Annotated in this window: 24 protein-coding genes and 1 tRNA gene; 16 read left to right on the plus strand and 9 right to left on the minus strand. The window is 36.2% G+C overall.

Features of this window, described 5'->3' with window-relative positions; translation table 11 throughout:
- The first annotated feature begins 86 nt into the window (after nt 1–86).
- The 6 genes from recA to purB all read left to right on the plus strand — a co-directional run bounded on the left by recA (nt 87) and on the right by purB (nt 7332).
- The gene (gene recA, locus IWB18_RS01080) at nt 87–1106 is read left to right on the plus strand and encodes a recombinase RecA (protein WP_195681743.1); all 1020 of its coding nucleotides are present in this window, start codon (nt 87–89) and stop codon (nt 1104–1106) included.
- A 205-nt stretch (nt 1107–1311) separates the two neighbouring features.
- A complete protein-coding gene (gene rny / locus IWB18_RS01085) occupies nt 1312–2859 on the plus strand; it encodes a ribonuclease Y (RefSeq protein ID WP_408626543.1) in 1548 nt (515 codons plus the stop codon).
- Between the two features lie 126 nt (nt 2860–2985).
- Nucleotides 2986–3765, plus strand: coding sequence for a TIGR00282 family metallophosphoesterase (locus tag IWB18_RS01090; RefSeq protein WP_195681744.1), 780 nt, complete (start codon nt 2986–2988; stop codon nt 3763–3765).
- 89 nt (nt 3766–3854) lie between these two features.
- The gene (locus tag IWB18_RS01095) at nt 3855–4664 is read left to right on the plus strand and encodes a PHP domain-containing protein (RefSeq protein ID WP_195681745.1); all 810 of its coding nucleotides are present in this window, start codon (nt 3855–3857) and stop codon (nt 4662–4664) included.
- Between the two features lie 33 nt (nt 4665–4697).
- Entirely contained in the window at nt 4698–5897 is a 1200-nt protein-coding gene (locus IWB18_RS01100; RefSeq protein ID WP_225877731.1) for a pyridoxal phosphate-dependent aminotransferase, read from the plus strand.
- A 4-nt stretch (nt 5898–5901) separates the two neighbouring features.
- Entirely contained in the window at nt 5902–7332 is a 1431-nt protein-coding gene (purB, locus tag IWB18_RS01105) for an adenylosuccinate lyase (protein WP_195681926.1), read from the plus strand.
- Between the two features lie 58 nt (nt 7333–7390).
- Here the strand turns inward: purB and IWB18_RS01110 are convergent.
- Nucleotides 7391–7466 (minus strand) — tRNA-Trp (locus tag IWB18_RS01110).
- A 216-nt stretch (nt 7467–7682) separates the two neighbouring features.
- On the opposite strand from IWB18_RS01110, the gene IWB18_RS01115 reads away from it, so the two are divergent.
- Both IWB18_RS01115 and IWB18_RS01120 read left to right on the plus strand, forming a co-directional pair.
- Nucleotides 7683–8600 (plus strand): tyrosine-type recombinase/integrase, encoded by a 918-nt coding sequence (locus tag IWB18_RS01115; RefSeq protein ID WP_195681746.1) that lies wholly within the window; start codon nt 7683–7685, stop codon nt 8598–8600.
- Between the two features lie 445 nt (nt 8601–9045).
- Nucleotides 9046–10128 (plus strand): tyrosine-type recombinase/integrase, encoded by a 1083-nt coding sequence (locus tag IWB18_RS01120; protein WP_195681747.1) that lies wholly within the window; start codon nt 9046–9048, stop codon nt 10126–10128.
- Nucleotides 10129–10133: 5 nt separating this feature from the next.
- Here IWB18_RS01120 and IWB18_RS01125 read toward each other — a convergent pair whose 3' ends face one another.
- The 5 genes from IWB18_RS01125 to IWB18_RS01145 all read right to left on the minus strand — a co-directional run bounded on the left by IWB18_RS01125 (nt 10134) and on the right by IWB18_RS01145 (nt 14175).
- On the minus strand, nt 10134–10538 hold the full coding sequence (locus IWB18_RS01125; protein ID WP_195681748.1) for a hypothetical protein: 405 nt from the start codon (nt 10536–10538) through the stop codon (nt 10134–10136).
- A 147-nt stretch (nt 10539–10685) separates the two neighbouring features.
- Complete coding sequence (locus IWB18_RS01130) at nt 10686–10955, minus strand: TIGR03905 family TSCPD domain-containing protein (protein ID WP_195681927.1); 270 nt, start codon at nt 10953–10955, stop codon at nt 10686–10688.
- 76 nt (nt 10956–11031) lie between these two features.
- Entirely contained in the window at nt 11032–12444 is a 1413-nt protein-coding gene (locus IWB18_RS01135) for a peptidoglycan D,D-transpeptidase FtsI family protein (RefSeq protein ID WP_195681749.1), read from the minus strand.
- Nucleotides 12437–13717: an FtsW/RodA/SpoVE family cell cycle protein gene (locus IWB18_RS01140; RefSeq protein WP_207740715.1), complete on the minus strand. Its 1281-nt coding sequence runs from the start codon at nt 13715–13717 to the stop codon at nt 12437–12439. The genes IWB18_RS01135 and IWB18_RS01140 overlap by 8 nt, the downstream gene beginning before the upstream one ends.
- Nucleotides 13717–14175, minus strand: coding sequence for an FHA domain-containing protein (locus IWB18_RS01145; protein WP_195681750.1), 459 nt, complete (start codon nt 14173–14175; stop codon nt 13717–13719). The genes IWB18_RS01140 and IWB18_RS01145 overlap by 1 nt, the downstream gene beginning before the upstream one ends.
- 142 nt (nt 14176–14317) lie before the next feature.
- On the opposite strand from IWB18_RS01145, the gene ytvI reads away from it, so the two are divergent.
- Complete coding sequence (ytvI, locus tag IWB18_RS01150; protein WP_195681751.1) at nt 14318–15400, plus strand: sporulation integral membrane protein YtvI; 1083 nt, start codon at nt 14318–14320, stop codon at nt 15398–15400.
- A 350-nt stretch (nt 15401–15750) separates the two neighbouring features.
- Here the strand turns inward: ytvI and IWB18_RS01155 are convergent, their stop codons facing one another.
- A complete protein-coding gene (locus IWB18_RS01155) occupies nt 15751–16254 on the minus strand; it encodes a hypothetical protein (protein ID WP_195681752.1) in 504 nt (167 codons plus the stop codon).
- 230 nt (nt 16255–16484) lie between these two features.
- Here IWB18_RS01155 and IWB18_RS01160 point away from each other — a divergent pair, with 230 nt between their 5' ends.
- Nucleotides 16485–17720, plus strand: coding sequence for an aminopeptidase (locus tag IWB18_RS01160; RefSeq protein ID WP_195681753.1), 1236 nt, complete (start codon nt 16485–16487; stop codon nt 17718–17720).
- 30 nt (nt 17721–17750) lie between these two features.
- On the opposite strand, the gene IWB18_RS01165 is transcribed toward IWB18_RS01160, so the two are convergent.
- Nucleotides 17751–18512: an MBL fold metallo-hydrolase gene (locus tag IWB18_RS01165; protein ID WP_195681754.1), complete on the minus strand. Its 762-nt coding sequence runs from the start codon at nt 18510–18512 to the stop codon at nt 17751–17753.
- Nucleotides 18513–18746: 234 nt separating this feature from the next.
- On the opposite strand from IWB18_RS01165, the gene IWB18_RS01170 reads away from it, so the two are divergent.
- The 6 genes from IWB18_RS01170 to IWB18_RS01195 all read left to right on the plus strand — a co-directional run bounded on the left by IWB18_RS01170 (nt 18747) and on the right by IWB18_RS01195 (nt 24795).
- Nucleotides 18747–20912, plus strand: coding sequence for a DNA topoisomerase III (locus tag IWB18_RS01170; RefSeq protein ID WP_195681755.1), 2166 nt, complete (start codon nt 18747–18749; stop codon nt 20910–20912).
- An 81-nt stretch (nt 20913–20993) separates the two neighbouring features.
- Nucleotides 20994–21893, plus strand: a complete 900-nt coding sequence (gene gnd / locus IWB18_RS01175; RefSeq protein ID WP_195681756.1) for a phosphogluconate dehydrogenase (NAD(+)-dependent, decarboxylating) — start codon at nt 20994–20996, stop codon at nt 21891–21893.
- A 13-nt stretch (nt 21894–21906) separates the two neighbouring features.
- Complete coding sequence (gene zwf, locus IWB18_RS01180) at nt 21907–23397, plus strand: glucose-6-phosphate dehydrogenase (protein WP_195681757.1); 1491 nt, start codon at nt 21907–21909, stop codon at nt 23395–23397.
- Nucleotides 23384–24007 (plus strand): cyclase family protein, encoded by a 624-nt coding sequence (locus tag IWB18_RS01185; protein WP_195681758.1) that lies wholly within the window; start codon nt 23384–23386, stop codon nt 24005–24007. Before zwf ends, IWB18_RS01185 begins: the two co-directional genes overlap by 14 nt.
- Before the next feature lie 12 nt (nt 24008–24019).
- Entirely contained in the window at nt 24020–24301 is a 282-nt protein-coding gene (locus IWB18_RS01190) for a glutaredoxin family protein (RefSeq protein WP_195681759.1), read from the plus strand.
- Nucleotides 24301–24795 carry a ferredoxin-thioredoxin reductase catalytic domain-containing protein gene (locus IWB18_RS01195; protein WP_195681760.1) on the plus strand — a complete coding sequence of 165 codons (495 nt, stop codon included), beginning with the start codon at nt 24301–24303 and terminating at the stop codon, nt 24793–24795. Before IWB18_RS01190 ends, IWB18_RS01195 begins: the two co-directional genes overlap by 1 nt.
- 1 nt (nt 24796) lies before the next feature.
- Here IWB18_RS01195 and IWB18_RS01200 read toward each other — a convergent pair whose 3' ends face one another.
- Entirely contained in the window at nt 24797–25651 is an 855-nt protein-coding gene (locus IWB18_RS01200) for a Cof-type HAD-IIB family hydrolase (protein WP_195681761.1), read from the minus strand.
- Nucleotides 25652–25665: the final 14 nt, after the last annotated feature.

The following is a 25665-nucleotide window of genomic DNA, read 5'->3' on the forward strand; positions in this document are numbered from 1 at the left end:
TGATGCCAACTTTTAGAGTATAATGGCAATAGAACATATGTTCTATTGCTTATTGAAAGGATGTGAACCGATTTTATCGGGCAAACATGATGGAAAAAGACAAAGCACTTCAAATGGCTCTCGCACAAATTGAAAAACAATTTGGCAAGGGTTCCATTATGAAATTGGGGGAACAATCAGCAAATCAAAACATACCTGCAATTTCAACAACATCAATTGGATTGGATATCGCACTCGGGATTGGAGGAATTCCTCGAGGAAGAGTCGTAGAAATATATGGACCTGAGTCGTCAGGTAAAACAACAGTGGCTTTACATGTCATAGCTGAAGCACAAAAGAACGGAGGCAATGCGGCCTTCATCGATGCCGAACATGCACTTGACCCTGTCTATGCAAAAGCTTTAGGAGTAGATATCGATAATTTGATAGTTTCTCAACCAGATACAGGAGAGCAGGCTTTGGAAATATGCGAGGCTTTGGTCAGAAGTGGAGCTGTCGATATCGTTGTTGTAGATTCCGTTGCCGCCTTGGTACCAAGGGCTGAGATCGAAGGTGAAATGGGTGACACTCACGTAGGTCTTCAGGCGCGACTTATGTCTCAAGCTCTGAGAAAATTGACTGGATCTATCAATAAATCAAAAACTACAGCCATATTTATCAATCAATTGAGAGAGAAAGTGGGGGTAATGTTTGGAAGCCCTGAAACGACTCCAGGTGGAAGGGCACTTAAGTTTTATTCATCTGTAAGATTGGATGTCAGAAAAATAGACATCCTAAAGCAAGGACAGGAAATGATTGGAAACAGGACCAGGGTAAAAGTCGTAAAAAACAAACTTGCTCCTCCATTCAAACTTGCCGAATTTGACATAATGTACGGCCAGGGAATTTCACGCGAAGGTGACATTCTTGACGTGGGAAGCAATGTAAATATAATTAATAAAGCTGGTGCATGGTATTCATACAATGATGAAAAAATTGGCCAAGGTAGGGAAAATGCGAAGCAATACCTCAAGGAAAATCCCGAAATATGTAGAGAAATCGAATTGAAAATAAGAGAACATTACAATTTAGTAAAAAGATCACCAGAAACAGAAGATGTTGAATGAAAAAAAAGACCTTGAAAAAGGTCTTTTTTGTATAAATTTAACTTGATACAACTTTTATAAACTTGACACTAAAAAGAAAAACGTATAAAATTATATTGTTACTTACAGGTTAAATCCTGTCCATTAATTGATTATGGAGATACCATCGAAAAGTGAAACAGATTATTAAAATTCAATAACATAATAAAGGAGGTGTAGACATTTGATCGAGGCATTAGGAAATTACATCATTCTTGTTATTGTTGGTTTCACATTGATCGCTTTTATTGCAGGATATTTTTACAGAAAAAATATCGCTGAAAGCAAGATACAGAGTGCTGAAGAAACTGCAAAAAAAATTGTTGAAGATGCATTGAAAGATGCGGACACTCAATCTAAAGAGATGCTTTTCAATGCAAAAGAAGAAGCACACAATACTAGAATGGAAGTAGAAAAAGAAAATCGCGAACGACGAAACGAAATTCAACGTATGGAAAGAAGACTTATCCAGCGTGAAGAAAGTATCGATAAAAGAAGCGAACAGGTCCAAAGCAAGGAAGATAACTTAAACAATAAAATCAATGAATTGAAGAAGAAAGAAAATGAACTGGATTCCATGATCGAAAAAGAACAATTTGAACTCGAAAGGATTTCAGGACTGACATTCGAAGAAGCTAAACAAATATTGTTGAGTGATGTTGAGAAAAAAATCAGAAGAGAATCTGCAATGTTGATCAAGCAGATTGAAGGAAATGCCAAAGATGAGGCTGATAAGAAAGCAAGAGAAATTCTTTCTTACGCAATACAAAAGACTGCTGCTGATCATGTAGCCGAAACTACTGTATCTGTGGTAAATCTTCCTAACGATGAGATGAAAGGAAGAATTATAGGCAGGGAAGGAAGAAACATCCGGACCCTGGAAACACTTACAGGTATCGATTTAATTATTGATGATACTCCTGAAGCTGTAATTCTATCAGGATTCGATCCAATAAGAAGAGAAGTAGCCAGAATCGCCTTGGAAAAACTGATTATTGACGGTAGGATCCATCCAGCCAGAATTGAAGAAATGGTTGAGAAGGCTAAAAAAGAAGTAGAGCAGCAAATTAAAGAAGATGGTGAACAGGCAAGTTTTGACACAGGGATACACGGGTTGCATCCTGAGATCATCAAACTTCTGGGACGTTTAAGATTCCGTACAAGTTATGGGCAAAATGTTCTAAAACATTCCATAGAAGTTGCCCATCTTGCGGCAATAATGGCTGATGAGATCGGAGCAAATTCAAAAATCGCCAAACGTGCAGGCTTGCTTCATGACATAGGAAAAGCTGTAGATCATGAAGTAGAAGGACCTCACATCGATATTGGTGTGGATATACTTAAGAAATACAAAGAGTCAAGCCAGGTTATTCATGCTGTTGAAGCTCACCACGGAGATGTGGAAGCTAAATCAGTTGAAGCAATCTTGGTTCAAGCTGCAGATGCAATATCAGCAGCAAGACCGGGAGCAAGAAGAGAAACATTGGTTTCTTACATCAAGAGACTGGAAAAACTTGAAGAGATAGCAAATTCATTCGATGGTATAGAAAAAACTTTTGCTATTCAAGCAGGAAGAGAAGTCAGGATCATGGTTAAGGCCGATAAAATAGACGACGTGGAAATGGTACATGTTGCCAGAGAAATTGCTGATAAGATCCAAAATGAAATGGATTATCCCGGACAGATCAAGGTTAATGTGATTAGAGAAACACGAGCAATAGAATATGCAAAATAAGGAGATTTTCATCTCCTTTTTTTAATGCCAAAATTAATTTGAGTTAGTTTTGTGGTATACTATGAACAGTATAAATTGAAATTCAAGTTCAATTCAAAAATACCATTAAAAGCAAGGGAGAATCAAATGAGAGTTTTAATTTTAGGTGATATCGTCGGAAGACCCGGACGCACGGCTATAAAAAATTTTCTTAATGACTTAAAGCAGGAATTTAATGCGGATATGGTTATAGTTAACGGTGAAAACGCTACGGCAGGCCTGGGTATCATTGAGAAACATGCAAAAGAGTTTATTGATGCGGGTGTAGATGTAATCACGACCGGCAACCATGTATGGGATAAAAAAGAAACTGAAAATTATATAGATGATTACAGTAATATAATTAGGCCGGCCAATTATCCAGATCCTTGCCCTGGCAAAGGTTTTACAATTGTTGAATTAAATGACACACCAGTGGCGGTCATAAATTTATCAGGATTGTCTTTTTTAAAAAGTCTAGATTGTCCGTTTAAAAAACTCGATAGGATACTTGAAGAAATTCCAAAACAGGTAAAAATTAAAATCCTGGATTTTCATGCTGAAACCACATCTGAAAAATTGGCCATGGGTTATTATTCAGCTAATAGACTTTCTCTTGTTTTCGGAACTCATACTCATGTCCAGACATCTGATTTTAGAATTTTGGACGATTATACCGGATATATAACCGATGTGGGCATGACAGGACCGTTAGATGGAGTCATCGGTATAGACAAAGACATAATCTTAAAAGGATTTTTGACTAAACGCCCAGTTAAATATGAGATTGCAGAAGGCAAAAAACAAATCGACGGGTTAATAGTCGAATTTAATGAGTCCACAGGGCAATGCACATACATAAATGCTTTCATCAAAGTATATGATTGAAAACTAATTGAAATTTCTATAAAATACCTCATACTTTTTTACATTATCAGTAATCCTGTGTTATAATATTTAAGATTTGAAGGTGAAATATGAATAATTATGCGGATTTGCATATTCACTCTTGTTTTTCAGATGGAGTTTTAACACCTGAAGAGATTTTGACAGACAGCAAGAAAAAAAATTTAAGAGCCATCGCAGTAACTGATCATGACACCTTCGAAGGATCATCTCGGGCGTTCAAGCTTTCAGCTTCATATGGCATTGAAGTTTTGATGGGAATAGAATTGAGTTGTTCCTTTGAAGATCAGGATATTCATCTGCTTGGCTATTTCAAGGAAGATGTCTCGCATATTTTCAAGCCTTTTTTGTACAAATTGAAACAAGGCAGAATAGAAAGAGCCTACAAGATCAGTGACAGATTCAAAAATCATGGCATTGCAATGCCAGTTGAAGAAATGGTAATCAACAGTGAAAGCATCGGCAGGCCTCATTTTGCAAAAGAATTGATAAAAAAAGGAATTGTTGGAACATTTGAAGAGGCTTTTGAAAAATACTTAAGCCGAGGTAAAAGCTGTTATGTTGAAAAAACGAAATTGCCGGTTTTAGATGCAATTTCAGAAATAAGAAAATACGGTGGTGTCTCAATAATAGCTCATCCTGCGCTTATCAGAAATAAATTGATTTTAAATGAACTGATCTCTTTAAACCCAGATGGATTGGAAGTCTATCATAGCAAACATACCCAGGAAGACAAAATATATCTATATAATCTGGCTAAAGATCATGGTCTGTTGGTTAGTGGAGGTTCTGATTTCCATGAAGAAACAAAATATACGACCATTGGTTCAGTAAAACTTCCCTATTATTATCTTGAAAATATTAAAGAGAAGTTATATTAAAGTAGCAAACTAATTTTATCCGGAGGGAAAACGATGAAAAAAATGATTTCAGACAGAGTTTCAGAAACAAAACCTTCAATAACACTAGCAATAACAGCAAAGGCAAAGGAAATGGTAAAATCAGGCAAAGATGTAATAGGATTTGGCGCTGGTGAACCAGATTTTGATACGCCTGAATTTATAAAGGAAGCAGCAATACAAGCAATCAAAGACGGACATACAAAATATACTCCAGCGGTTGGTGTTCTGGAATTAAGAAAACTTATCAGCGAAAAATTAAAAAAAGACAACGATCTGGATTATTCACCAGAGCAAATAATTGTAAATAGTGGAGCTAAGCACAGTTTATCAACTGCTTTTCAAAGCATATTGAACCCGGGTGATGAAGTTATTGTACCTGTTCCTTACTGGGTCAGTTATCCGGAAATAGTAAGGATCGCTGGTGGGATTCCGATTTTTGTAGACACAGAAGAAAAAAATGATTTTAAAATGACTGCCAGTACTTTGGAAAAAGCAATAACAGATAAAACCAAAGCCGTTTATTTGAATTCACCATCCAATCCGGTAGGAGCAGTGTACACTCTGGATGAACTTAAAGCTATTGCCGATATAGCAGTTAAACATCAGATCTATGTAATTTCTGATGAAATATATGAAAAGCTTGTATACGATGAAGAAAAACATATAAGCATTGCATCATTGAATGAAGATATCAAAAAGTTGACTATCGTAGTTAACGGTATGAGCAAATCCCATGCAATGACCGGTTGGCGACTGGGGTACACTGCTGCCTCATCTGAGGTAATCAAAGCCATGGGTACTATTCAGGGTCATGCAGTTTCACATCCTTCATCAATAACGCAGTATGCAGGCATTGCAGCTTTAACTTGTCCACAAGACTGTATAAATAACATGATAGCGGAATACGATAAAAGAAGAAAGTACTGCATAGAAAGACTGGATAAAATAACAGAACTTAGTTATATATACCCTAAAGGCGCCTTCTATGTCTTTATAAATATTTCAGGAGTATACGGAAAAAAATACAGAGGAACAACCATTCAAAGTTCAATGGATTTTGCAAATTTGATACTTGACAATGAGATGGTAGCATTGGTTCCCGGAATAGCTTTTGGTGCTGACAATTTTGTTAGGATATCATACGCAACTTCAATGGAAGAAATTGCAAAAGGTCTGGACAGAATTGAAAATTTCTTAAAGGAGATTGATTGATTTGATAACAAACGAATATGTAAATCCATTAATTGAAAGATACGCTTCAAAAGAAATGAGTTTTATCTTTTCTCATGACAATAAATTTGGAACCTGGAGAAAACTATGGATAGCCTTGGCAAAAGGGGAAAAAGCTTTAGGTCTCAACATAACAGACGAACAAATCAAGGAGTTGGAAGATAACGCAGATAATATTGACTACGAAATGGCGAAATCTTTCGAGAAGAAACTTCGTCATGATGTTATGGCTCATGTTCACACTTATGGAGAACAGTGTCCAAAGGCCAAAGGAATAATACATCTGGGCGCTACCAGTGCCTATGTAGGCGACAACACCGATGTTATAGTTTATACTCAAGGTTTGAAAGCTGTAAGGAAGAAACTGATAAACTGCATCGACAAGCTTTCAAAATTTGCACTTGAATATAAAGATATGCCTACACTTGGATTTACCCACTTTCAGCCTGCACAATTGACGACTGTTGGAAAAAGGGCCACGCTTTGGATTCAGGATTTGTTGATGGATTTGGATGAATTGGATTTTGTTATCAAGAATGTTAAGCTACGAGGAGTAAAAGGTACTACAGGGACTCAGGCCAGCTTTTTAGAATTGTTTGAGGGTGACCATGACAAAGTAGTTAAATTGGACGCTTTTATAGCCCAGGAATTGGGTTTTGACTCAAGTTTTGCAGTTACAGGACAAACGTATCCAAGAAAATTTGATTCAAGAGTATGCAACGTTTTAAGCAGTATTTCTCAAACTTTGTACAAATTTAGCAATGATATGAGATTATTGCAGCATCTTAAAGAAATTGAAGAACCTTTTGAAAAGAATCAAATCGGATCTTCAGCAATGGCATACAAGCGAAATCCGATGCGTGCGGAGAGGATAGGTGCATTGGCTAGATATGTAATAGTCACAGCCTTAAATCCTGCAATTACTGCTTCGACTCAGTGGTTTGAGAGAACTTTAGATGATTCTGCAAATAAAAGAATAGCCATACCGGAATCTTTCTTAGCAGTAGACTCCATATTGAACATTTGTCTTAATGTTACGGAGGGAATGGTAGTTTACGAAAAGGTTATTCAACAGAGGATCGAAAAAGAGTTGCCATTTATGGCTACGGAAAATATCATTATGCAAGGTGTTAAAAATGGAGGAGACAGACAAGACTTGCATGAAAAAATCAGGGTCCATTCAATGGAAGCGGGAAAAATGGTTAAAGTTGAAGGCAAAGACAATGATTTGATAGAGCGAATTAAAAATGATCCTGACTTTAATCTTACTGATTCTGACTTGAGTTCTATCCTGGATGCCAAACTTTACATAGGTAGAGCGCCACAACAGGTTGAAGAGTTTTATCAGAACTGTGTCAAACCGATTTTGGAAGAAAATAGAGATATTTTAGGCGAAAAAGGTGAAGTCAACGTTTGACAAATCAATTTCAACGTAAAAAAACAGGTGAACATCACCTGTTTTTATTTTTATTAATTGGCAGGGGTAGAAGGACTTGAACCCTCGGCACGTGGTTTTGGAGACCACTGCTCTACCAACTGAGCTATACCCCTAAGTTAACGACAAGTATTATTATAAGGGTAATAATTACTTAAGTCAATAACTTTTCTTTTCTTACTGTCAAAAATTAGTGCAAAAATAAATAGTATTTGTTATAATCTATTTATAATTGCGCATATTTAACATTATGCGCAATTATAAAGGCATTTTGATTTAGAAGCATACTATTTTCTATCAGCTCATACAATAAATCGGTGAAGGTGAGTATAATGAATATGGCAGAAATTTTAATAAACTATAAAAAATTTTTAATTGAAGTAAAAGAATTGGATGGCAAGACTATAAATTCCTATTATTATGATATCAACGGATTCATGACTTTTATTAATAAACGTACCAGTTTTAATTTTGAATCTGACGGTATGGATATTTCTAAATACTTTAATAAGTTAAGGATGCCAGACATATATTCGTATGTCAATTATCTAAAATATTCGGAAAAAAAATCTGATTCAACAATAAATCGAAAATTGACTTCACTGGATTCCTTTTTCTTTTATCTAAAGAAGATCGACATGTTAAATGATTCAAATATTCAAGAAAAAATTAAACGCTTCAATGTGGGGAAATACGATCCCAGCTGGATCAACTTTGCCGAAATTGATGAGTTGTTAAACAGGATACAAACAAGAAATAGAAGGAGAGACCTGGCTTTATTGATTTTGATAAGTGAATGTGCACTCAGAGCCCGAGATATAATCAATTTGAAAATTCATGATTATGACGGTCTATACTTAACAGGAAATGAAAGCACGATAAAACTAGGTGATAAAGCTATATCAGCGTTAGATGATTATTTAGAAAATGAAAGAAAAAATATTGATTCCGAATTCTTGTTTACCAGCCAAAAGAATAATTCAATTAGCATACGAACTATTCAGGATTTAATTAAGAAGTTAAACGTAAATTTAAACACAAACTACAAACTTACATCTGACTCCTTAAGAAATACTGCAATAATCAAAATGATTTCTACCGGGAAATTTTCAGAAGCTGAACTTAAAAATTATGCTGGAAACCAAAAGTATTATTCCTTAAAAAAAATCTCCATCAATAAATCTGATTTAGCAGCAAAATCAGATTTTCTAGACTTAAGCAAGATTAGTGCAAAAACGTCAAAAAAATGAAGCTCAAATTTGCGATTTAAGCGTTTTTTTTTGAGAAGGTCTATATAGATTACCTGTGATATTTGAGAGTTAAAGTATAAAATAAGCAGAAAGCTGAAAGCAAGAAGTTCTCAACCAAAACGACATATGGTATCAATAATAGATGGTAAAGAATAGTTTTCGAACATTCTTCGAAAGTTTTCATCCTAAATGGTATATGGCATATGGCATATGGTACTAAAGTTCTCATCATGGCTACACAATGTGGTAAATCACATATGCAATCCTTAAACGATGAATTGTAGGGATTTCACACTAATTTACTGCCTTTCTTTGCCAACTATACGATAAACTTGTGTTTAACAGATAGTTAAAATTTGTTTAAAGTAGCATTTAATTGTGTTATAATGGCATTGTGTTTATTAATTCCCCATTGCTTACAATTGTTGATGAAAGGAAGATTCTCATGGCCGAAAAAAAGGATCAATATATAAAAGAAGAAAATATGAGACTTACTATAAAGTTACGAGAATTGGTAAATCAAATGCCAACGTTTTGTGAAACGTTCTTTAGGGGTTTAGAGCCTACGACTTCAATTCGAACCAGAATAGCTTATGCTTTTGATCTTCGAAGTTTCTTTCATTACCTTGTTGAAGAATCTTTTACGATTTCGGACAACAAATCTGTCAAAGATCTGACTCTCAAGGATTTAGATGAACTCTCGCCTGTTACAATTGAAAAGTATCTGGAATATTTATCATTTTATTCCCTTCCAAATTACAAGAATCCAGACGAGTTTATTACTTATACAAATTCAAATACAGGAAAAGCCAGAAAACTTTCTACTCTAAGAACTTTCTATAAATATTTTTATAAAAAAGAAATGATAAAAAGAAACCCTGCCCTATTGGTGGATATACCAAAAATACGTGAAAAACCAATTGTAAGGCTTGAAGTTGACGAAGTTGCAAAACTCTTGGATTTAGTTGAGAATCCTGAAGAGATGACTGAATCTCAGAAAAAGTACCATAGTATAACCAAAGAGCGTGATCTTGCGATGATCACATTGCTGCTTGGAACCGGTATTCGTGTCAGCGAATTTGTTGGACTTGATGTAAACCATTTTGATTTTAACAACAATAGTTTTGTTATTACCAGAAAGGGCGGCAATAAAGTAGTTCTGTATTTCAGTGATGAAGTAGCAAAGGTTTTGCTGAATTATCTGGAAGTTAGAAAAAGCATAACTCCCCTGCCCGATCATGAGGATGCAATGTTTCTCTCTTTGCAGAGAAAAAGAATGGGAGTAAGCGCAGTTCAGAAGTTGATCAAAAAATATACGAAAATAATCGCACCTTTGAAAAACATATCCCCACACAAATTAAGAAGTACTTTTGGAACAAACCTTTATAGAGAAAGTGGTGATATATATCTGGTGGCAGATGTGCTTGGACATAAAGACGTCAATACTACAAAAAAACACTATGCAGAGATAAGTGACGATCAAAGGCGCCGTGCGGCAAAAATGATAAAGTTGAGAGAAGAAGAATGATGTCTTTATAAAATATGATTGCCAATTGCCAGTATCAATATCAGTGCTATGGATCTATGAGCATAAAGCCATCCTTTACCGGCACTTTTATGCATGTAACCGTACCCACCTAATATTCCCTGCAAAACCATTAGACCTGCTGCGATAGCACCAGTATTGCTGAACCATAAATTAAAATATTGAACAAAAAAATGAGCCACTACAAAAACAATTGCCAAAGCCCCGAAAATACGGTGATTTTTGACGAAAAAGCGCATCGCGCCGCTGAAGTTTTTGTAGAATCCTTTGCTTTTTTTCATGGACTCACTAAATCTTCGATTTATCCACTTAAATACGTAATTCAGCAATGCCATAGTGTAGAAAAATACTATCAGATATCCCAGAGTTTTTCCCAAAAAGTATAAATTCATTATTGGACCTCCTTTTAATCGTTCAATAGTTATCTTACCCCGCTGCATGTCGATAAAACTAATTTCTATGTTTTCTTAGTATTTATAATTTAAGAAGCGATACCAAGGGTCCTTGATATCGCTTCTTAAATTATTATCACCTATCGATCAGGCTTCTGCTTTTAAATAACAGTGATTGATTATTTCTTCCAAAGCTTTGGCAAGTTGGTCGGGGCATGACGATATCTTGTTGCCGCAACTTATGCCCGACAACCTTTCAATAACTTCACCGATTTCCATGCCTACAAGCAGACTGGAAATACCAAGTGCATTCCCAGCACAGCCTCCGATAAATTCAACACTGGAAATATAATTCCCCTCAAGTTCTATTTCTATCTCTCTTGCACACACACCTGAAGTTTTAAATACATAACTCATTTTATTCATATAAATATTCTCCTCTAATCAAATAGCAAACATCATAAATTATACCACAGGTAAAACAAAAAACATATCATTTCAAATAGAATTCCATAAGATCTCCAGCAATTGGCGCAGCTGCATTTCCGCCGCTGGAACCACTGTATTCCAAAAATACCGCAACAGCGATCTGAGGATCGTCGGCAGGAGCAAATCCGACAAACCAGGCATGATCTTTACCTTCAGAGTCAGATTTCTCATTTTGAGCCGTTCCGGTTTTGCCGGCTACTGTAATTCCGGTAATGGCCGCTTTTTTTCCCGTTCCTGTTTCAACAGTATCTATCATCATTTTTTTGAGTATGTCTGCGCTATTTTTATCAATAACATCGAATAGTTTTTCCCTAGATTTCTTGGTAATCTGAGTTCCGTCCGATGCCATTACAGCAGACACCAGGTAAGGCTCCATCACGATACCATCATTAGCTACAGCTGATGCAACCAAAGCCATGTGTAAAGGAGTAACCATTGTTATTCCCTGTCCAATGCCTGTTGAAGCCAGATCTGTATCAGTAAATGCCTTTGTTGAAAATTCACTTTTCTTGACATTTAAATCAAAATCAATAGGTTTGTTAAATCCATAATCCAGTGCGCACTGCAATAAATTTTCCGAACCCAGCTCGATCGCCAATGAAGCAAAATATACATTGCTGGATACTGAAAAAGCTTTACCAAGGTCGATTATGCCGTACTTTTCATTACCAGCATTGCTGTAAATTTTGCCATCTATGGTCACAGATCCCTGATCATCTGCAATATATTCATCAAGGCCGCTTTCGATGGCTGCGGTGGATGTTATAATCTTAAAAATCGACCCTGGTGGATAAGTTCCTTGTATGGCGCGAGACATTAAATTAGAATTATCATCAGTTGATATGCTACTCCAATTGGATTCAATATAATCACTATGAGGATCAAACCCTGGGTTGCTAACCATGGATAATATTTCACCTGTATTAGGATCAAGCGCAACTATTGCACCAGAATTTTCTTCCAATAATTCTAACGCTTTAGTTTGCAGATCGTGATTTATAGTCAGTACAAGGTCATTTCCACGTATTTCGTTGCCCAAGATCAAGTTTTTTATATCCAACAGTTTATTTGTTGCCATATCTCCGGTAAGTTCTTTCTGAAACTTTGATTCCAAAAAAGAATTGCCGTAAATATTTGAATTATAACCGATAACATGACAATACAATTCATCATATGGGTAGATCCTGGTCTGTGACGAATCGTTGTTAAAAGTGCTATAAGCCAAAACCTCGCCGTTTCTATCCATTATGGATCCTCTCAAGCGATCGCTGCTTGTGATCCACATTCGTTTATTATAGGAATTATTGACTACTTCTTCCTTTAAAAATATTTCAAAATACGAAAGATAACATATCACTGTAATAAAAAGTATGGAAATGAATACAAATATCTTCAACATTTTTTTATTTTCACTCATCAGCTTCCACCACCTTTGAGGCACTAAAGGAATTTTTCATTGAAACAGCTTGAAGGGCTCCCAATGCCAAAAACGTCGATATGAGGGAACTGCCGCCATAACTTATGAAAGGTAGAGTTATCCCAGTCAATGGGACCAGCTTTATTACGCCACCTATAATTATAAATGTCTGAAATCCAAAAATTGCAGTTATGCCAAAAGAGGCTGCTTTGTAAAAGATATTGTCGATTCGCAAAGAAATCTTTATACCTCTGTACACAAGTAAAAAGTACAATAATACCACAGCTACTCCGCCAAAAATTCCCATTTCTTCGCAAATTGCAGAAAAAATAAAATCAGTATGGACTTCAGGTATTATTTCAGGATTTCCCAGTCCTATTCCCGTTCCAAAGAACCCTCCAGCCCCTATTGCAAACAGTGACTGGGTGATTTGATAACCTTTCCCGGCCATATCGGACCAAGGATCGATCCATGTCCAAATCCTAACTTGGATATGATCCAACAGCAAATAGCCGACAAAACCTCCAACAAGCGCAAAAACACCATTTACAAATAAAAATGACCGGTGATTGTCAAATGCATATAAAAAGGAAAAAAAGATCAAAAATAAAAGAACTGCTCCTCCCCACTCCCTTTGCAATACCAAAAAACCCAAATGTACATAAGATATCAATGAAAACAGAAAGATACTGTTGATTTTAATAGCTTTACCTTTAAGATTTACAGTTGGTAAATATATGAGTTCCCTGTTGCTAAAGAATAAACCCGCATAAAAAACATATAACAACTTGATTATTTCCCAGGGCTGGACATTGATTCCAAATATTTCTATCCAGTTTTTTGCACCGCCGATCCTCTGTCCGAAAATCAGCGTTACAGAAAACAAAAAAATTGATATCAGTGGGTAAGCATATATCATAGGTTTTGAAGACCAAAATTTTGTTTTTCCCAAAAATATAAATGTCAGAAAAAAGACAGCCGTACCTAGGCCAAACCATTTTATCTGCCGAATTCCGTAATCCGGATCCAGGCGATATATCATTAGGATCCCTATGCTACACAACATGGATGCAATCAAAAATAGATATTCATCTCCCCAATCATATACTTTGATAATATGATACAAGATGCCTATAGTAAAAATAACTGCCAAACCAAGCAGCAACACGTTTAAACTATTTTCAGATCCGTAAAAATACATAAGTATGAAGGCCAGAAAGTTAAAAAGCAGCACCATTCTTACAGGTTTAAAAATCGAGTTCGACCCATTCATCACCGGTCACTCCTGTCGAATTGATCTACGAAAATAAAATCGAGCTGTCCTAAATGAATCGTATCTCCGTCGTTTAAACTCTGTCCGATATCTTCTACTTTAAGGTTGTTTACATAAACACCGTTTTTGCTGCCCAGGTCAAAAACATACCAATAATTATTTTTAAATACAAATTCAGCATGTTCAGACGACAGAAACGGATCCTTTATAATTATTTGATTTTTGTTTGATCTTCCTATGGTTTTAGTACTATCTAAAAAATAACTCTCTTCAACCTTGAAATTCAAACTTTCTCTTCGATTGATAAGTTTCAGATATGGATCTTTAGAACTTAGACTTCTCCCCGTATGAGTGGTAGTTGAAATGTCCAGATAGATAAGCCTGATAATACCGTATATGAAGTAATATATGATTATTATAAAAACATATTTTAAGAATGATGCCAGAATTTCAAACAAAATAGTACCTCCTCGCTCCTTATGGTAGCCTAACGTTAATTATAACCATTTTTTTTAGCACGTGCAAACTAAGGTTTTGTAAACTTTAGAGCAAATATGTGATAATATAAAAGTGAAGATTCGATCAAGGGAGTGATTTCTGGTGGAGGCAATTTTTGACAAAAGCAAAGTTAAGAAATTTTTGATAAGCGTAGCCGGCATTATCCTTTTTACATGGCTTTTTTTTAAAATATTTCCTTATATTGCCCCTTTTGTATTTGCCATATTGTTGACATTTGCTATAGAACCATTGGTGAAACTTTTGGTAAATAAAAAAATACCAAGAAAGCTCGCTTCCCTGATAGTGGTTTTTGTTCTTCTGGCTTTGATCCTTTTTCTTTTGGTTTTTATAATATCCAGAGTATACTCGCAAGCCAGAGATTTTCTGGAGACGGTTCCCAACCTGATAAATGAAGCCTATGCAATCATAACTTCTCTGTTGGACAGTGGAAACAGCATATTTATAGAATTACCTGAAGAATTGGCGAATTTCATGTCTGAAGTATTCGAAAGTTTGTTGGGATATGGTGGAGAGTTGATAAACCAAGCCGTGAATTCAATACTTGATATAGCAATTTCAATACCTGCCGCTATAATTTTCACCTTCATGATGATAATTTCGACATATTTTTTATCAAGCGACATAATAAGAATTAGAAGATTTATCAACATTCAGATACCAGTCTTTCTTATAGGAAAGTTCAATGCAGTAAAAATCAACATCCAAAATTCTGTTCTTAAATTGATGAAGGCGTATTTGATCATAATGTCCGTCACCTTTACAGAATTGATAATTGGATTTACCATCCTTGATGTCAAGTATGGTCTCGCTCTCGCTGCCATTATTGCAGTAGCTGATATACTGCCTGTGGTTGGCACCGGTGGTTTTCTCATTCCCTGGGCTATTTTTTCATTTTTGAATGAAGATTTTACAAGGGGAATATCGTTACTGGTTATTTATGGAGTTGTCATGCTTATAAGACAAATCATAGAGCCCAAAATAGTCGGGACTCAAATCGGAGTTCATCCAGTACTTACTCTTGGATCCATGTATATAGGTATCAAGGCATTTGGTGGAATAGGAATAATCATGGGTCCTGTTATATTTCTTGTCTTGAAAAGTGTAAGTCAAGTCGTATTTAAACATCAGACACTGAAAGAGCTTCTGCTACTCGATAGAGATTGAAAATCAAAAGGAGATTTAAAAGATATCTTGTTTCTTTCAAAAAATGACTTGAGGACCAATCCAATCATTTCTGACCTTCTTAGTCCTCAAGCCTTCAATTCATTAGTCATTCCTTCATTCCTTTCGGCCGGCTAATGTATTTTATCAAAGTCTGTAATCTTTGGGGCCTGCCATCTTCTATCAATCAGTAATTTTCCTTTATTCGCGACCTCAAATCTGGAGGAAGCGATTTGAAAGGCTCTTATCAAATTTTGGACTACCCTTTTTCGATCCAGTTCTTTGTTACTTATATTTTACCCAGGAGCAGGTTCAATAAACATTTCATGTGAATATTCGGCTAAAATAATTTATTATATGTAAATATCTTCCAATGAAATGGTTTTATACAGACCAATTAAATTTTGATAGAGGACACTGAACTTTTCCACTCTTTTCTCGTAAGTTTCTTTAGTCGCTTCAAGACTTCCCTTTTTTATAAGGTATTTCTCCATTTTAGCAGGAATATTTTTATAATATTCGGAAAGTGCCAGTGATTTTTCAATGGTTGGCATATAGCTGTAAATATACGTTTGAAGATTTTGTTCCATTTCTATGAATTTTCTAGACTTGAGATTTGCTTCTATTTTCTCTATTAAAATCTTCAATTCAAAAAATTGATTTGAAATCTCATGGATATTAGATCCCAGAATTTTTTCCATATCTTTTGTTAGTTTCGACCTTGAGAAATACGGAATTGATTTTAGTTCGTTTTCAGCTTCTAAAAAAACTTCAAGAATGTCCATAATTCCTGCCTTGACCAGTGAAAACATTTCTTCCAAATACTGATTTTCAAGATATCCGATACTGTAAACCATAAGTTTACTCCCTTCAGATTAATGGCAACTTTATAAAATCACCTTATGATTTTACAATACAAAAGATTTTTTAGCAATGAAATATATTCAATAGTTTTATGATTTGGAATATTTTGCTAAAATTAAGTGCAATTATTGTTTTATCTGATAAAAAGTATATAATATAAATGTTACGGGAAAATGAGTGGAGCTGAACAATCGATCCATTTAAAAAATAAAGAGGTGAAAATATGCTGAATTTAGAAACTGCAAAGAAGAAATATGCCGATTTAACCATAAAAAAAGGCTTGAATCTTGAGTGCGGCCAACCGCTGGTTATAACTTCTTCAATAGAAAATGCTGATTTCGTCAGGATCCTTGCAAAATCAGCCTATGAAATAGGTGCAAAAGAAGTTCATGTCAATTGGAATGATGGTGAATTGACTAAAATGAAATACAAGTACTCCCCTATGGAAGTTTTTGAAAATTTTCCAAAATGGTATGCAGACGCCATGGAAACATATGCCAAGGACGGAGCAGCTTTTTTATCGATAGTCTCAAGTGATCCCGAACTTCTAAAGGATGCGGATACAAAAAAAATAGCGGCCAACAACAAATCTTCTTCTACAGTTATGAAGAATTTTAGAAAATACACAATGAACAACATCAATACCTGGTGTGTAATAGCTGCCGCAGGAAAAGACTGGGCTAAAAGCCTGTTCTCTGATTTGGAAGATGAAAAGGCTATAACCGAGTTATGGACGGCAATCTTCAAAGCAACAAGAACCGATTTGGATGACCCTGAATTTGCCTGGGATTCACATATCGAAAATTTATCCCACAAGGTTGATTTTCTAAACTCCAAATCTTTTAGAAAATTGGTTTACAAGACCGGTAAGGGCACAGACTTGGAAGTTTCTTTACCTAAGGGACATATATGGTCAGGAGGTGGAGATCACAATAGTAAAAACAGATTTTTCATTGCCAATATTCCTACAGAAGAAGTTTTTACACTTCCTGAAAAAAATGGAGTCAACGGAGTAGTATTTGGAACCAAACCCCTCTTCTACAGTGGAAATATGATAGACGAATTTTCATTTGTGTTCAAAGACGGCAAGATAATAGATTTCGATGCCGCCACTGGCAAGGATGTTCTCTACAATTTGCTTGAAATCGATGAAGGAGCAAGATATCTTGGAGAAGTTGCACTTGTTCCCTATGATTCACCCATTTCCAATACGGGCTTGTTATTTAAGAATACCTTGTTTGACGAGAATGCATCATGTCATTTTGCAATTGGAAAGGCATACCCCACTTCCATCAAAAATGGTGAAAATATGACCGATGAAGAACTCGAAGCCAGAGGTGTAAATGATTCCCTTACGCACGTCGACTTCATGGTCGGAGACAAGGATATGACCATAACGGGAATTGATGAAGACGGCAATACAACAATTATTTTTAAAAATGGAAACTGGGCAATATAATAACAAATGCGGTAGACTAGTCTACCGCATTTAATCGTTTGTACTTCTAAAATCATCAATTATCTTTAAAAGTCTTTTATGAGGAGCTTTATCGTAAAACCCGCCGTGATAGCAAATGACATTTTCTATGTCATAGTCTAGAAGTTTCTCCAGTGAAAGCATGGCTAAATTCATATCGGGCGTAAAGATCGGATTTGGTCCGGAAAGTTCACCGTCAAAAATGTTTAAGGTGTCACCCGCTATGAGGGTTTTGCTTTTTTCATGGTACAGGCAGATATTTCCCGGTGTGTGACCTGGAGTGTGAATTACCCTTAAACCTCCTCCAAAAGGAAGCAAATCTCCATCTTTAAGAATTCTTATCACTTTTATGTCAAATTCTTCTTCTACTGTCCTTGGTTTTTCCTTCCCCATCTTTTTGAGAAGCAACTGAACCAAAGATGGCATTTTCTTTCCACCGCCTTTGATCAATTCTTTGTCGCCTACGATGTAGCCTCTCTCGTCTTCGTGAAAATACACTTCTACACTGCTTTCAAAGGCTTCAAGTATTGAATGAAGTCCTCCAATATGGTCAAAATCCTGATGAGTTAGAATAATTGTATCCAATTTGCTAAAAGGCAATCCTTCTGAATCAAACAACCGAGTCAAATCTGCAAGATGATTTTCTCCGCCAACACCTGTATCGATCAAAACCAGTGAATTTTCATCTTTTATGACAGAAGGATACAAAAATTGATCTTTTCCAGAAAGTACAACATGCATTTTCAACATATAAAGTTCATTTGAAATTTTCATTTATTATCCTCCATCTCGATGGTTCGCTATATTATAACCGCACCATGTTTTAGAATCTTAAATTTTGTCCTTCAAGTATTATGATAGCATACAAGTGCGACTTTATCATTTTTAATTTCAATTTTTACAGGTTTAAACAACCAAATCAAGTGCTTGTCTGGGTCTTTTATGGATTTGAACGGGAAAATACTGTATCATTGTAGTTGAATATATTTTTTTTAGAAAGGAAACGAAATGAGCAAAAAATTAGTTATAGCAGAAAAACCTTCCGTAGGAAGAGACATAGCCAGAGTATTGAAATGCGGTAAAAAGGAAAATGGTTACTTTGAGAGTTCTGATTATATCGTTACCTGGGCCATGGGTCATTTGGTAGAGTTGGCATCACCTGAGTATTATGATAAAAAATATGCTGCATGGAAACTCGATGATCTTCCGATCATCCCTAAGTCAATGAAAACCAGTGTGATAAAAAAAACAGGGAAACAATTTTCCACCATTAAAAGACTTATAGGAAGAAAAGACGTGAAGAACGTAATAATTGCCACCGATGCAGGTCGCGAAGGTGAATTGGTCGCCAGGTGGATCCTTGAGGAGGCGGGATCCACAAAACCCATAGAACGCCTTTGGATATCTTCTGTAACCGATAAAGCCATTGCAGACGGATTCAAAAACCTGAAACCCGGTCACCAATATGATAATTTATATTTATCCGCCCTTGCAAGGGCTAAGGCAGATTGGATAGTGGGTATCAATGCAACCAGAGCACTAACGACAAAGTATAACGCTCAGTTGTCTTGTGGAAGAGTACAAACTCCCACCCTGAACTTAATTAAAACAAGAGAAGAAGAAATTGAAAATTTCAAGCCTAAAGAGTATTGGGAAGTAATAATGTCCACATCCATCGGAAACTTTAAGTGGGTTGACAAAAACAATTCAAATCACAGGATATACGAAAAAATAACTGTCGATAAAATTTTAAATAAAACTGAGAAATCAGAAAAAGTTGAAATCATAAACATGGAAATCAAAGATAAATCGATCCCTTCTCCACTGCTATTTGATTTAACTGAATTACAAAGGGAGGCTAACAAGCGTTTTGGTTATTCTGCAAAGGAGACTTTGTCACTTGTTCAAAGATTGTACGAAAATCACAAATTATTAACGTACCCACGTACTGATTCAAAGTATTTATCAAAAGATATTGCAGCGACCATCAAAGAAAGATTGTCCGCTATTGATTTTGGCAGCTATTCAAGATACGTGAAACAATTGAAATTAGTAAGCGATTTTTCCAAAAACAAAATTTTTAATGACAACAAAGTGACCGATCATCATGCATTGATACCTACCGAGGAGAAATCAGGATACTACGACCTGTCTGATTCGGAAATGAAAATCTTCGATATGGTAGTCAGAAGATTTTTGGCAGCCTTGATGCCACATTATACTTACAGGCAATTTTCTGTGGAGGCTGAGATCCAAGGGGAAAGATTTCTATTGAATGATTCTGTCTGCACGACAAAAGGCTGGAAATCGGTTTACGATTATGACGAACATGAAAAAAATGAAAGCATGCCAAAGGATTTAAAATCCGGGGACATTATAAAAGTAACATCAATAAAATCCATTAAAGATTTCACTAAACCACCCAAACTTTTTACGGAAGGAACTTTGCTATCGGCAATGGAAAATCCCACCAAATATATGTCAGCCAGAAACAAAGAACTTGCCAGATTATTGGATGAAACCGGTGGTCTTGGCACAGTAGCAACGAGAGCAGATATAATTGAAAAATTGTTTTCAAAATTTTATGTTGAAAAGAAGGATTCTTATTTGCATACCACAGAAAAAGGCAGGCAACTTTTGAATTTGGTTCCAAATGAACTAAAGTCGCCTGATTTGACGGCCAAATGGGAATACAAACTGGAAAAAATTAAAAATGGCTTAATGAATGAAAAGACCTTTGCAAATGAAACGATAGAATACAGCAAGTCAATAATAAATGAAATAAAGAATGACGAAAGCAAATATATACACACCAACAAAACCGGCGACAAATGTCCTGAATGCGGCAGTTACATGCTTAAAGAAAAAGATCGAAACGGCGAGTTGCTGAAGTGTTCAAATATTGACTGTGGAAAAAGGATCAGAACTCGTAAAATATCAAACGCCAGATGCCCCCAATGCAAAAAAAGAATGACCATAACGGGAATTGGTGAGGCACAAACATTTATTTGCAGTTGCGGATATCGTGAAAAGCTGTCCTCGTTCAACAAGAGAAAATCCCAGGAAAAGAAGGGTGTCTCCAAAAGGGATGCGAAAAAATATATCGCCAATCAGGACAATGAAGAGATCAACTCAGCTATGGCCGATGCACTGGCTAAATTGAAACTGGACTGATTTTATTAAACACATTCGCATTATATTTTCATTTTTGGGTATCATTTCTAGTAGAACCAAAACCGGAAAGGAGATTTCAAAATGAAAATAGGAATTATAGGACTTGGGAAAATGGGATATCCGATAGCATTGAATTTAAAGGATAAGGGTTATGAGCCTGTTGCGTTTAACAGAAGTCCTGAAAAGATAGACAAAATTAGAAATGAAGGTGTGGAAGGGGCATATACATTGGAAGATCTGGCATCTAAACTTGATGACAGGAAGATTATTTTCATGATGCTTCCTGCAGGAGATCCCATTGATGACACCATAGAATCCCTCCTCCCCTATTTATCAAATAACGACATATTGATCGATGGCGGAAACAGTCATTATAAAGATACTAAGAGACGATATGAAATTTTAAAGATCAAGAATATAAATTACGTTGACGTGGGTACAAGTGGCGGTGTTGACGGAGCTCGCAACGGAGCTTGCATGATGGTCGGAGGAGATGAAGAAGCTGTCGGGTACCTTGAACAGGTTTTTATTGATATTTGTGTTCCTGACGGCTATGCCCATGTGGGTCCTTCAGGTTCGGGACATTATGTAAAAATGATACACAACGGAATTGAATACGGTATGATGCAGGCAATAGGTGAAGGCTTTGAAGTCATGTCTGAGAGTGAATACGACATAGACTATATGCAAGTTGCCAGATTATGGCAACAGGGATCGGTGATCAGAGGTTGGCTGATGGAGCTGACTGAAAAGGTGTTTATCGAACATGAAGACAATCTGGAAGACATTATTGGAGTTGTCAATGCCAGTGGTGAAGGAAGATGGACTGTAGAAGAAGCTCTTGAATTGAATGTACCGGTACCAGTAATAGCTTCTTCCCTGTTTACCAGGTACAGGAGCCAACAATCAGATACCTTCAGTGGAAAATTATTGGCCGGATTGAGATTCCAGTTTGGCGGGCACAAGATGGAACGCAAATAACGAGGTGTTGAATATGGAAGATTCCTGTACTTTGATTATATTCGGTGGAACCGGTGATCTTGTTAAAAGAAAGTTGGTACCTGCCCTTCATCAGTTGAAGTATGAAGGTTTGATGGATGAGGGATTTAATCTGGTTTCAATTGGAAGAAGAAATAAAACCCAGGCTGAATACAAGCAAGACCTGTTTGATGGCATGGTCAACTATACAAAACTACTTATCCATGAAGAATCATGGGAGTTCGTAAAAAACAGAACAACCTATTTCCAGATGGACTTTAACAAGCCAGAAGATTATACACTTCTTAGAAACTTTTTGAATTCAAAAGTTGATTCAGGTGAATACTCACCAAATTTTATGTTTTATTTGGCAGTCGGACCTGAAAATTTTGGAAAAATCGTAAATCTAATGGATCAAAACGGCATCGTAAAAGACGGTAACAATTGGAACAGACTTATTATCGAAAAACCTTTTGGCGTAGATTTGGATAGTGCAAAGACTTTGAATAGTGAGATTCGAAAGGTTTTTAAAGAAGACCAAATTTTTAGGATCGACCATTATTTGGGCAAGGAAATGATACAAAACATAACCATGTTGCGATTTCAAAATGCTATATTCGAACCTTTGTGGAGCAACAAGTTTATAGATAATGTTCAAATCGTCGTATCCGAATTGGATGGTGTGGGTTCCAGAGCCGGTTATTACGATTCTACAGGTGCCCTTAGAGACATGGTTCAAAACCATCTGCTTCAAACACTGGCGATCACTGCAATGGATCCGCCCATAAGCAATGATCCTGATCACATTAGGGATGTAAAAGTCAAACTTATGAGTGAATTGGTTCTTTACAGCGATGAAACTGTAGCCGACAATGTTCTGTTTGGTCAATACGAGAGTTATAAAAATGAACTTAATATTCCACATGATTCAAAAACCGAAACATTCGTAGCAATGAAATTGTACATTGATAATGAAAAATGGCGGGGCGTTCCCTTTTATTTGATGACGGGAAAAAAACTTGAAGAAAAAACAGCACAAGTGACCATTGAATTTAAATTTCCCAAAGATATAGAAGAAACCTGTTCCACAAACGAGATTTTTTCGTTAAACCAAAATTCAGCTGCAAATGTTCTTGAAATAAAAATACAGCCAAGAGAGGGCATAAGCCTTAGATTGAATACTAAAAAGCCTGCTGTCATAAATGAAACCGTTGTAGCAGAAATGGAATATTGCCAAAGTTGCCAAAACAACTTCAATACTCCTGACGCTTATGAAAAGCTCTTACTCGATGTAATGAAAGGTGATTCAACAAGATTTACCAGATGGGATGAATTGGCTCTGTCCTGGTATTTTATTGACAGTATAAACAAAAAACTTGTACCTTTATACCATTATGGTGACAATTCATGCGGCCCAACACAGGCCTGCATTCTTTTAAAAAAAGATGACCGGAAATGGTGGCATTTGAACAAAATGAAAAGAGGTGAGACGCATGAAAATTTATGATATATCAATGGAAATCCATCGAGACATGCAGGTTTACAAGAACAAAGACGAAAAACGTCCTGTAATTGAAACAACAAGAGATTTTAGATCTTCGAGTGCAATGGAGAGCAGGATTTCAATGGATATGCATACCGGTACGCATTTGGATATGCCCCTTCATTTCGTTGAAGGAGGAACTTCAATAGAATCCTTGGACTTGAATAAAGTCGTAACAAACTGCAGAGTTCTTGATTTTTCTCATCTTAATGAGGTTATAACCGCAGAAGATCTAAAAACCAAAGAATTTGGTGAGGAAAAATTTTTGATCTTGAAGACCCAAAACTCAGATTCTGAAGAGTTTAACTATAATTTTGTTTATTTGGATGAGCTTGGAGCAAAATATTTGAAATCTCAAGGAATAGAAGGTGTAGGGATCGATGGATTGGGCATAGAGAGAGCTCAATCGGATTACGGAACCCATAAGACTCTCCTTGAATCAAATATTTTGATAATCGAGGGTCTTAGACTGAATGGCATATCCGAAGGTGTCTACCAGCTTGTCGCTCTGCCTCTTAAAATCAAGGGAGCTGAGGCATCACCTGCAAGAGTGATTCTACTAGACTACAAATAAAGGAGACTAATTATGGCCAATGTAAAACATGTTGATGGAAAAGATAACGGAAAGATACTGCTTTACGCTCTAAGCACTTGTGTATGGTGCAAGAAAACAAAAAAACTGCTTGATGATTTAGGGATATCATACGATTATATTTATGTTGATCTTGAAGATTCTGATGAAAGAAAACTTTTGGAAGAAGAAATTGAAAAACATAATCCTTCCCTTAGTTTCCCTACAATCATAATTGACGAAGATGACTGCATAATCGGCTACAAGCCAAAAGACATAAAGGAGAGATTTAAATAATGAACATTGGTAGAATAAATGAATATGTAGAGAAATTAAAGTCCAATGCAGAAAAAACCGGATATTTCTTGAATCCTGATGAAGAATTTTTAGCTGATTTGGCTGAAGGGTTGCTTACCAATAAAGACAGATATGGCTACGAAGCATGTCCATGCAGACTGTCTGATGGAATAATGGAAAAAGATCTTGATATAATTTGCCCATGTGACTACAGGGATATAGATTTGGATGAATATGGCGCCTGCTTTTGCGCACTATATGTCAATAAGGCCATATATGAAGGAAAAGAAGAAGCTGAATCAATTCCAGATAGGAGAAAATCGGAAAAAATCGATAAAAATTTAGCTTCCGGTACTGTTAAGTCGCCTGAAAATAATCTCAGTTATCCGGTCTGGCGATGCAAAGTTTGCGGTTACCTTTGCGCAAGAAAAAATCCCCCTGAGCTTTGCCCAATTTGCAAAGCCCAGAAGGAACGATTCGAAAGATTTTTATAATTCAATCTTTTAAGACGAATTGTTCTATGGCGTATGCCACGCCGTGGAGATCGTTGCTTTTTGTAACGAAATCTGCGGTTTTTTTCACATTTTCAGAGGCATTCCCCATAGCGATCCCAAGTCCTGCCCTCTCGATCATTTCAAGATCGTTAAAACTGTCCCCAAAAGCAATGACTTCCGAGCTTGAAACGCCGTAAATCTCTTCAATGACTTCCAGTGCAATTGCCTTGGACACTCCGCCCGGCAACAATTCAAAGTTTTTAAGTCCGGAATAGGATACTCGCATTGTGTTTTTAAAGTTGATTTTTATTTTTTCGGATACTGCCTCAAGATTAAGGTCGTTCGGATCATTTGCCATTGTGGTAATTTTCAGGGGTTTAAGGTATCCTTTAAGGATTTTTTCGATCATATGGTCATACTTCATAGTTTCCATAATTCCTTTTTCATATATGCCGGCTGAAATTGCCCTTAGTCCCATTCGTTTGACAAATGACAGATAATTTACCTTTCTATTCGATATGCTTCCGTGCTCAAAGTGAACAGTATAATGCAGACCATGATCTTCCATCATTTTTAACACAATTATGATGCTTTCAACATCAAAAGATACCATGTGATGGATCTTGCCGCTTGAAGGATTTTTGATAAATGCTCCGTCACTGGATATCAAAGGTTCTCTGATAGATAATTTTTCTGCTATGTGCAGCATGTTAGAATAGTTTCTACCTGATGCGAGAGTTGTTATTAGTCCTTTTTCCCTTGCCGTTTGCAAAACCTTTATACTTTTTCTCGATACATTGTGATTGGATTTAAGTACCGTACCATCAATGTCCATTACTATAAGTTTGTATTTCATCTAGTCTCCAATTC

The organism is Alkalibacter mobilis (assembly GCF_015594845.1).
Taxonomy (GTDB): domain Bacteria; phylum Bacillota; class Clostridia; order Eubacteriales; family Alkalibacteraceae; genus Alkalibacter; species Alkalibacter mobilis.

What these genes read in the sequence shown, in the direction of transcription:
- IWB18_RS01200 (WP_195681761.1), bottom strand. Translation starts at nt 25,651, where the DNA reads ATGAAATACAAACTTATAGTAATGGACATTGATGGTACGGTACTTAAA.
- IWB18_RS01090 (WP_195681744.1), top strand. Translation starts at nt 2,986, where the DNA reads ATGAGAGTTTTAATTTTAGGTGATATCGTCGGAAGACCCGGACGCACG.
- recA (WP_195681743.1), top strand. Translation starts at nt 87, where the DNA reads ATGATGGAAAAAGACAAAGCACTTCAAATGGCTCTCGCACAAATTGAA.
- IWB18_RS01095 (WP_195681745.1), top strand. Translation starts at nt 3,855, where the DNA reads ATGAATAATTATGCGGATTTGCATATTCACTCTTGTTTTTCAGATGGA.
- IWB18_RS01135 (WP_195681749.1), bottom strand. Translation starts at nt 12,444, where the DNA reads ATGAGTGAAAATAAAAAAATGTTGAAGATATTTGTATTCATTTCCATA.
- IWB18_RS01170 (WP_195681755.1), top strand. Translation starts at nt 18,747, where the DNA reads ATGAGCAAAAAATTAGTTATAGCAGAAAAACCTTCCGTAGGAAGAGAC.
- IWB18_RS01120 (WP_195681747.1), top strand. Translation starts at nt 9,046, where the DNA reads ATGGCCGAAAAAAAGGATCAATATATAAAAGAAGAAAATATGAGACTT.
- IWB18_RS01195 (WP_195681760.1), top strand. Translation starts at nt 24,301, where the DNA reads ATGAACATTGGTAGAATAAATGAATATGTAGAGAAATTAAAGTCCAAT.
- IWB18_RS01185 (WP_195681758.1), top strand. Translation starts at nt 23,384, where the DNA reads ATGAAAATTTATGATATATCAATGGAAATCCATCGAGACATGCAGGTT.
- IWB18_RS01115 (WP_195681746.1), top strand. Translation starts at nt 7,683, where the DNA reads ATGAATATGGCAGAAATTTTAATAAACTATAAAAAATTTTTAATTGAA.
- zwf (WP_195681757.1), top strand. Translation starts at nt 21,907, where the DNA reads ATGGAAGATTCCTGTACTTTGATTATATTCGGTGGAACCGGTGATCTT.
- gnd (WP_195681756.1), top strand. Translation starts at nt 20,994, where the DNA reads ATGAAAATAGGAATTATAGGACTTGGGAAAATGGGATATCCGATAGCA.
- IWB18_RS01160 (WP_195681753.1), top strand. Translation starts at nt 16,485, where the DNA reads ATGCTGAATTTAGAAACTGCAAAGAAGAAATATGCCGATTTAACCATA.
- IWB18_RS01155 (WP_195681752.1), bottom strand. Translation starts at nt 16,254, where the DNA reads ATGGTTTACAGTATCGGATATCTTGAAAATCAGTATTTGGAAGAAATG.
- IWB18_RS01125 (WP_195681748.1), bottom strand. Translation starts at nt 10,538, where the DNA reads ATGAATTTATACTTTTTGGGAAAAACTCTGGGATATCTGATAGTATTT.
- IWB18_RS01130 (WP_195681927.1), bottom strand. Translation starts at nt 10,955, where the DNA reads ATGAGTTATGTATTTAAAACTTCAGGTGTGTGTGCAAGAGAGATAGAA.
- IWB18_RS01165 (WP_195681754.1), bottom strand. Translation starts at nt 18,512, where the DNA reads ATGAAAATTTCAAATGAACTTTATATGTTGAAAATGCATGTTGTACTT.
- IWB18_RS01140 (WP_207740715.1), bottom strand. Translation starts at nt 13,717, where the DNA reads ATGAATGGGTCGAACTCGATTTTTAAACCTGTAAGAATGGTGCTGCTT.
- IWB18_RS01190 (WP_195681759.1), top strand. Translation starts at nt 24,020, where the DNA reads ATGGCCAATGTAAAACATGTTGATGGAAAAGATAACGGAAAGATACTG.
- IWB18_RS01100 (WP_225877731.1), top strand. Translation starts at nt 4,698, where the DNA reads ATGAAAAAAATGATTTCAGACAGAGTTTCAGAAACAAAACCTTCAATA.